7 protein-coding genes are annotated in these 7,484 nt (G+C 65.1%); 1 reads left to right on the forward strand and 6 read right to left on the reverse strand.

The features are described from left to right. The coding region (locus RMQ73_RS13735; RefSeq protein WP_310498878.1) for a DUF2309 domain-containing protein at positions 1-2,160 on the reverse strand (2,160 nt) is incomplete at its 3' end. 29 nt (positions 2,161-2,189) lie between these two features. Further along, a complete protein-coding gene (locus tag RMQ73_RS13740) occupies positions 2,190-3,785 on the reverse strand; it encodes an NADH-quinone oxidoreductase subunit L (RefSeq protein WP_310498880.1) in 1,596 nt (531 codons plus the stop codon). Positions 3,786-3,892: 107 nt separating this feature from the next. Between RMQ73_RS13740 and RMQ73_RS13745 the strand changes: the two genes are divergently transcribed. Next, entirely contained in the window at positions 3,893-4,798 is a 906-nt protein-coding gene (locus RMQ73_RS13745; RefSeq protein ID WP_310498881.1) for a LysR family transcriptional regulator, read from the forward strand. Here the strand turns inward: RMQ73_RS13745 and ccmI are convergent. The 4 genes from ccmI to RMQ73_RS13765 form a co-directional block, all read right to left on the reverse strand. Continuing rightward, entirely contained in the window at positions 4,788-6,044 is a 1,257-nt protein-coding gene (gene ccmI, locus RMQ73_RS13750; RefSeq protein ID WP_310498882.1) for a c-type cytochrome biogenesis protein CcmI, read from the reverse strand. The two genes, RMQ73_RS13745 and ccmI, sit on opposite strands and share 11 nt — an antisense overlap. A 38-nt stretch (positions 6,045-6,082) precedes the next feature. Then, a complete protein-coding gene (locus RMQ73_RS13755; RefSeq protein WP_310498884.1) occupies positions 6,083-6,550 on the reverse strand; it encodes a cytochrome c-type biogenesis protein in 468 nt (155 codons plus the stop codon). Then, a complete protein-coding gene (locus RMQ73_RS13760) occupies positions 6,547-7,089 on the reverse strand; it encodes a DsbE family thiol:disulfide interchange protein (protein WP_310498885.1) in 543 nt (180 codons plus the stop codon). The genes RMQ73_RS13755 and RMQ73_RS13760 overlap by 4 nt, the downstream gene beginning before the upstream one ends. A gap of 5 nt (positions 7,090-7,094) precedes the next feature. Then, positions 7,095-7,484: cytochrome c-type biogenesis CcmF C-terminal domain-containing protein (locus RMQ73_RS13765; RefSeq protein ID WP_310498886.1), on the reverse strand; the 390-nt coding region annotated here is incomplete at its 5' end.

A 7,484-nucleotide genomic window follows, 5' to 3' on the forward strand; every position in this document is an offset into this window, starting at 1 on the left:
CACGCCAAAACCGTCATCCTTTTGCCAGTCATAATTGTGCAGGAACGCGCGGCCTCCCAGATCGACGCCATGGGTGCGGCGGCGCGGCGCCGCGATGAATGCGCCATTGCCGGCGAGGCCCCATTCCGGACGCACCTGCGCCCAGTCCCGGCTGCGCCGAATGACCTGTTCATCGACATGGTCCGGCGCGTCGAGCCCCAAAAACCGCGATCGTTCTGCTCGGGCCAGCGACGAGGCCCGGCCCAGCCAACCGTCCAGTTCAGCCAGATGGGGTTTGAGGTCGGCAGGCACCCGGTCGCGATCAAATATGACCACTTCATCGGTGGTCGTGTCGTGCAACGCGCCCAGGAACCATGTGTCCTCGGGGATCAGCAACCCTTTGGCGACCAGCCCCTTGCGAACCAGCGGGTCATTCAGGATGTCGGCCGCCACGCGCGCATTGGCTTCGCCGGTGTGACCGCCGCAGGCCCCGCAATCGAGGCCGGATGCATGGGGATTGTTGGCCGTGGTGCTGCCATGACCGGCCAGCATGACGAGGCGGCCATAATCCTGCGTCATTGACATGGCCCGCAGCACGGCTTCGGCCTGTGCAAGGCGCTGCTCGTCGTTCAGGCCCGTGGCACGGCCGCCGACCGTGCGCGGCTCCAGCCGAGGGCCGAGCTTGCCGGTCACGGCATCGTCAAAGCCATCGGTGTTGGGATCGCTGACAGTGCGTGTCAGGCCGGCGGAATCGCCGACCAGCTTGGCAGCAAACAACAGTCCGGTGGCTTCCACATAAGTGAAGCTGGAAACGGCCGAGAGCTTGAAGGCCTTCCATGCCTTTGCGGCGCGGCGGCGCAGAAGGCGCAGCCCGAGCACTTCGGTTTCGGTCTCGGGCGATGCACCGCCCACGGCTTCGGTGATGGTAAAAGCCGGTGTCAGCAGCACCGGACATTGCGCCCCGCCGGTTTCACGGCCAATCGGCACATATTCGATCGGATAGCCGAAGAAGCCCGCGAACCCGATCGTATCAGCGTCGGGGCAAACGGTTTCCAGCGCCCGGCGATACACTTCGGATCGCACATCGATGCAGAACGCCGCCTGCAAAGGCTTGCGCGCCTTGCTTCGCTTGGGCCAGACGACAGGCGCTGCTCCCGGCCCGCTGCGCGCCAATTTGCCGATGAGTTGCAGCTGCCAGGCAATTTCATAAGCATCCTGGAACACCAGTTCGAGCGCAAGATCGGGGTCGCTGCCAAGCCCGGCATCGTCAGGCAGCAGCGCAGCCTGCGCCATTTCCGCCGCCCATGCGCCAAGGAACGCAGCGTCGGTGCGCTGCCGGAACAGGGCATAGCCCCAGGCCATCCGGATGGCGAGCAATTGCACCAAGCGGTCATCTGGCCGCCCATAGAGGCCATTGTCCCACACCAGATAGCGCACATAGGCCGCCCAGCCACCAATATCGAACAGGGCGCGGTGCAGATAATCCGCTGCAGCACGGTCGGGGATCCCGATGGCGCCAACGACATATCCGATGCACGCCAACGGGTCTTCGGGAAGACCGGCAATGGTCTGACGAAACCCCTTGATCCCCATCGCTTCGGGATTGCGGTCATGGCGGGCGGCACTGCGCCAGGCAGCAAACGGCGGCAAACCACGTTCGGGCATTTTCCAGCTGGCCTGCCCCTCGTCGAAATAGGCGGCACACCATTTGGAGATCTCATCGACCATGAATGCGGTCCGCGAGGCCTGGCGGTCGCCGGCAGACAGTCGGTCGAGCACTTCGGCCACCGTGGCGACCACGGCGGCCGGCCGCGTGCGTTGCCCGGCGTCACGGGCCAGCTCGGCGCGGGCAAGCGCGGGGTTTGCCGGAACACCGGCACTGACCGGCGATTTTTCCAAAGCCCTGGCGATATGATCATCGGTGATGATGCCGGCGGCCAATGCCTCGCGGTAGAAACTGCGCGGCATCAGCATGTCGGTCTTGGCAACGCGGCGCATGGTGGCGCAGGTGGCGCCAAAGCCCTGATGCGTGAAACCGAGGAACGGGTTTACCGCAACGAAATGCTTGAGCGGCCAGAGCGGCGCAATGCGGCTGCACGCGGCGGCGACGGCGACTTCGATTGTGCCGTGCGGGCTTTCGTCCGTTGCGACACCGGTTTCCGCGACAAGAGATTCGGTCATGTTTGGTGCCCTTTGCACAACAATATGGGTCAGCGACCAGACGTCATGCCGGTGGGCCAGAATTTCAGCACCAGGCGATTGGCGATGGTGTTTACATATAGGCCGTTGGAAACATGAACATAAAGGGCGCGCGCCCATGCCGGGCCGCTGCCAGCGCGAGCCGAGGTAAAGGTCGATTGCATGATCGTCAGCAAGGCAAAGCCGCCGATGACCAACACGATGATCGCCAGCATCAGCCCGCCGCGCAACGTTTGCGGCGGCGGCAAGGTGCCGGCCATCAGCGCCGCCATGGCCGCTTGCAGCGCAAAATAGGCAACGGCAACCAATGCGGCCATGCCGATTGTGCGCACGATGACGAAACCCGTCGGCCGCTCGTCAATGGCCTGCGAGATGAAATGCGTCAGGCCAAGCAGCATGATGGCGCCGAGGGCGAACACACCCGGCTCTGCCGTCGGATGCAGGCCAAGGGCCAGGCCGGCCGCCAGCGTGCCGGCCAGCACAACGCCGACAGCAATGGTCAGGCGCGCCGGGTGCAGCTGGCCGCCGGGACTGGGCGACCAGGACGCACGCGCGATGTCGATGACGCTGCCGGAAGACAGGAAGGCATGCGCCTTGTAGAGCGAATGCGCGAGAATATGGAGCAGGGCGGCGGACCAGGCGCCAAGCCCGCATTGCAGCATCATGAAGCCCATCTGGGCAATCGTCGACCATGCCAGGCTGACCTTCACGGCGCTTTGCGTCAGCATCACGACCGAGCCGAACAGCGCGGTAAACCCGCCGACCAGAGCCAGTGCATCCATCGCCGGCACTGAAAGGCCGAGCACATCGGCAAAGCGCAGCAACAGGAACCCGCCCGCGTTGATGATCCCGGCATGGAGCAGGGCCGACACAGGGGTCGGAGTTTCCATGACTTCTATCAGCCAACCGTGCATCGGGAATTGCGCCGATTTCAGCAGTGCCGCGAGCACCAGCAGCCCGGCGGCCAGATGCACGCTGGCCGGCGTCGCAACGCCCGCAGCCGCCAGTCCGCGCGCACCGTTGAACAACGTCGCATAATCCAGCCCGCCGAATACCTGCCACAGGATGCCAACGGCGAGCGCGATGGACAGATCGCCTATGCGGCTGGCGATGAACTTCTTGCGCGCAGCCAGAATCGCCGCCGGGCGGTCGCAATAAAACAGCAGTAGTTGGTTCAGCCCCATCGAGGTTGCCACCCAGGCCGCGATGAACTGCACCAGATTGCCCGAAATGATCAGCGTCAGCACCGAACCGAGCGTCAGCGCCAGCAGCCGTGTAAAACGGCCATGATCGGCGTCGCCGTCCATGTAATTGCGGCTGTAGTTGACGACGATGGTGCCGACAAAGCTGACCAGCAGGAACATCACCGCCGACAGGGTATCGAGCCACAGGCCCAGCCCCGGCACCAGCGCGGGCGTGTGCGCAGCGCCCTTTGTCAACACCAAGCAGAGGACCATAAGCGCGCTTCCCATCGTCGCCAATGCGATGTTGCGGGCCAGATCGGCAAACCGGCGCGCGCCGGCATTGGCGCGGGCATTGGGCACCAAAACCAAGGCAATCAGCGCCAAAGGCCCGGCAAGGACAAGCCACAAAAGGTTGGTGATCACGGGCGGCGTCTCCGGTTGCCAAGATGAGAACACGCCCATAGCGGCTCGCGAAGTTGAAGAAAAATACAAAGATTGCATCAAAACGTTCGTTTTGATAAAAGTGTTTTGTGTCCGGGCTCAATTACAACCACCTGCGCTACTTCCGCGCGATCGCCCATGCCGGGAGCCTGACTCGGGCGGCCGGCATTCTCAACCTGTCGCAATCGGCATTGTCCGTGCAGGTCAAAGCGTTGGAAACGCAGCTCGGCCATACGCTTTTCGATCGTGTCGGCAGACGCATGGTCCTGACCGAGGCCGGACGCATCGCGCTCGACCATGCGGACCGTGCCTTTGCCGCCGGTGACCAGTTGCTTCGCACGCTTGCCGGTCGCCCCGGCATAGATCAGCAGGTATTGCGGGTGGGCGCCTTGCCGACATTGTCGCGCAATTTCCAGCTGAACTTCGTAGCCCCGCTGGTCGGGCGGCGCGATGTGGAATTGATCTTGATATCAGGCACGATGCGCGAGCTTCTGGCGCGGCTGGAGGCGCATGAAATCGACGTTGTCCTGTCGAACCTGCCCGTCCGCCAGGATTCGCACAGCGACCTGCAAAGCTGGCGCCTGTCGCAGCAGCCGGTCAGCCTCGTGGCGCCGCCAGGCGTGGCCGACGCGGATTTCCGCTTTCCGCAAAGCCTGGCCGACATCCCGGTTCTGTTGCCCAGTCATGCCAGCGACATCCGCCCGGCGTTCGACCAGATGATGGAACGGGCCGGCGTGGTGCCGATTATCCTGGCCGAGGTCGATGACATGGCCATGCTGCGCCTCATGGCGCGCGAATCAGAGGCGCTGACCCTGGTGCCGCCGATTGTCGTCACCGACGAATTGCGCGATGGCAGTCTTATCGAGGTGCACCGGATTGCCGGCCTGACCGAGCAATTCCACGCCATCATCCAGCGCCGCCGTTTTCCCAACCCCCTGCTGGCGGCACTGCTGCCGGCCGCTGGCCCGCCCGCCGAGGCACAGCTCAGCCCGTGATCCCGATTTCGCTTGCAGCCGCGCGGATCCGCCCCTGTGCCGCGCTGTCGCCGGCAAAGGCCATAAGTGCGTCGTCGCGCGCCTTGCGCGCTGCGGCGGTTTCACCCAGCACATCACGCGCCCGCATCAGCCGCAGCCAGCCGGCCTCGTCACGCGGATTGGTCTTCAGCCGGGCGGCAAGGCCGTCAACCATGCCGCGAATCATCGCACCGCGATCAGCCGCCGGCATCTTCGACGCCTGCGCCACCTGTTCGCGGCTGGGGCCAGGCATCACACCGGCTGGCGCGGCTGCGGCTGCGGCGGCTGCAACAGCGGGCGGCACACCCGGCACACTGGCGTTGCCGGCAGGCCTTGCGGCCGCCAGCCGTGCGCCGACATCGATGCCGGCAGCCTTGGCTGTCTGCTCGATGACACCACGCAGCTGCGGCAGCCACGGCGCATCCGAAGGCGAATCTTGCAGCAGGGTCAACCAGTCGTTTATGGCCCCGGCCCGGTCACCCACCTCGGCCTTGCGCACTGCCAGGAAATAGCGGGCGCGCGCATCGGCGCCGTCCTGATCAAACGCCTTTTGGAACGCCTGCGCCGCTGCAGGCGTCACCTGTCCGCCAGCGGCCTGCACCAGGGCTTCGCCATAGGCCGATTGATAGCCCGGGCCATCGGCCTTGATGGCAATCGCCCGTCCATAGGCTGTCGCCGCATCGCCGTAGCGGCCTGTCTGGAAATAGGACCAGCCCAGCATGCGCCAGCCTTCCGGGTCGGACGGATCGGCTTTCATCCGCGCTTCCAGGCCGGACACCAGCTGGCCGACCTCGCCGTCAGGCGGTGACGGCGCGCCGGTCGCCGGAGCAGGCACGGGTGCAGCCTCTGCGGCAACGTCTCCTGCGGCGGCTGGCAAATCGGGCTGGCCCATATTGGCATAGAGCGCGCCCGCCGCAACCGCGACCAGCCCTGCAAGGCCGATGGCGACGCCGGAAAGTGCGCCCTGACCCATGGTGCGGTCGCGCTCGGGCGGAATATGCCCGGCTGCCAGCATGCGCCGCCGTATTTCGTTGCGCATCGCCTCGGCATCGCCCGGCGGGAAGGTGCCAGCGGCCAACTGGACATCGATATCGGCCAACTGGTCCCCCAGCACGGCAAGGGTCGCGGCGCGCGCATCAACCCGCACCTCGTGACGGCGCACCAGCGGTATGGTCAGCCACGCCGCCGAAACCGCCGCAAGGGCCGTGAGGATGATCCAGAGAGTCATGAGTGCTTTCTTGCCAGGGCGATTCTATTGGGATGTTCTTATCTGGGTGGGGACCCGTCCTTCGACAACCGGGCGATTTCGGCCAGTTCGGCAGCGGTCAGGGGCGAACTCTCGATGCCGCCTGCCCGGCTGCTGCGTGACCACAAGGCAAGGCCGCCGGCGCCCAGCAACAAGACCAGGAACGGCCCGCCCCACAGCAGCAGCGTGTCCATCTGCACCGGCGGTTTCAGCCGGACGAAATTGCCGTAGCGGGCGACTACATAGTCCATGATCTCGGCGTCGCTGCGGCCCAGCCTGAGCTGCTCGCGCACGACGACACGCAGATCGCGGGCAAGCGGCGCGTCGCTGTCGTCGATCGACTGGTTCTGGCAGACCACGCAGCGCAATTCCTGGCTGATACTGCGCGCGCGCGCCTCCAGCATGGGATCGGACAGCATTTCGTCGGGCAAAACCGCTCCGACAGGCGCCGCGACCAGCAGCGCGGCGATGGCCATCCACCACTTCATGCCTCGGCCCTCAGTCGGTCCATCAACGGTTTGATGCGCTGTTCCCAATCCTGCGTACTGATCGGGCCGATCTGCTTCATCCGCACCCGGCCATGGGCATCGACAATGAATGTCTCCGGCACGCCGGTGACGCCCAGATCGATGGCCGTGCGGCCACGCTCGTCTGCCGCCACCGCTGCATAGGGATTGCCATAACGCGCCAGCCATTCGCGGCTGTCTGCAGGCTTGTCTTTCCAGGCGATGCCATAGACCTTGTAGCCTTGCGCGCTGATCTGCTCCAGCACCGGATGCTCCTGCGGGCAGGCCGCGCACCAGCTGGCCCAGATGTTGAGCAGGCGCGGCTCGCCCTTGAAGGCTGCAGAAGCAAAGCCCGGCCCGCCGTCGGCGCTGGCCTCGATTCCCGGCAAGGCGAATTCCGGCAGGGGCCGATCGATCAATTGGGACGGCAGCACCTTGGGATCGCGCGTCAGCCCCATCCCGAGGAACACGGCCAACCCGGCAAAGGCCAGAACCGGCAAAATGAAAATCCAGCGCTTCATAGTCGCTATTCCGCTGGCGCCATGCCAGCCGGCAAGGGAAGATTCGGGAGCACGGCCCGGACCATGGGCGCACCAATGCGGAAACGCCGGTCCGACAGGCTGGCCGCGCCGCCAAGCGCCATCATCAGCCCGCCAGCCCAGATCCAGCCCACCAGCGGATGCCAGTAGACCCGAACCACCAGGCCGCGTCCGCGCGCATCCGTCTGTTCATCGCCAATGGCAACATACTGGTTGCCCAGAATCGAGGAACCGATACCCGCTTCTGTCGTCTGGCTGCGGCTGATGGGGTAAAAGCGCCGTTCCGACACGAGTTCGCTCTGCCGGCCAAATTGAACCACCGTGAAAACAGCGCGAATGGCCTCGTAATTTGGCCCCTTGATCTGCGTGACATCGCG

This window comes from Sandarakinorhabdus sp., from assembly GCF_031430775.1.
GTDB lineage: Bacteria > Pseudomonadota > Alphaproteobacteria > Sphingomonadales > Sphingomonadaceae > Sandarakinorhabdus.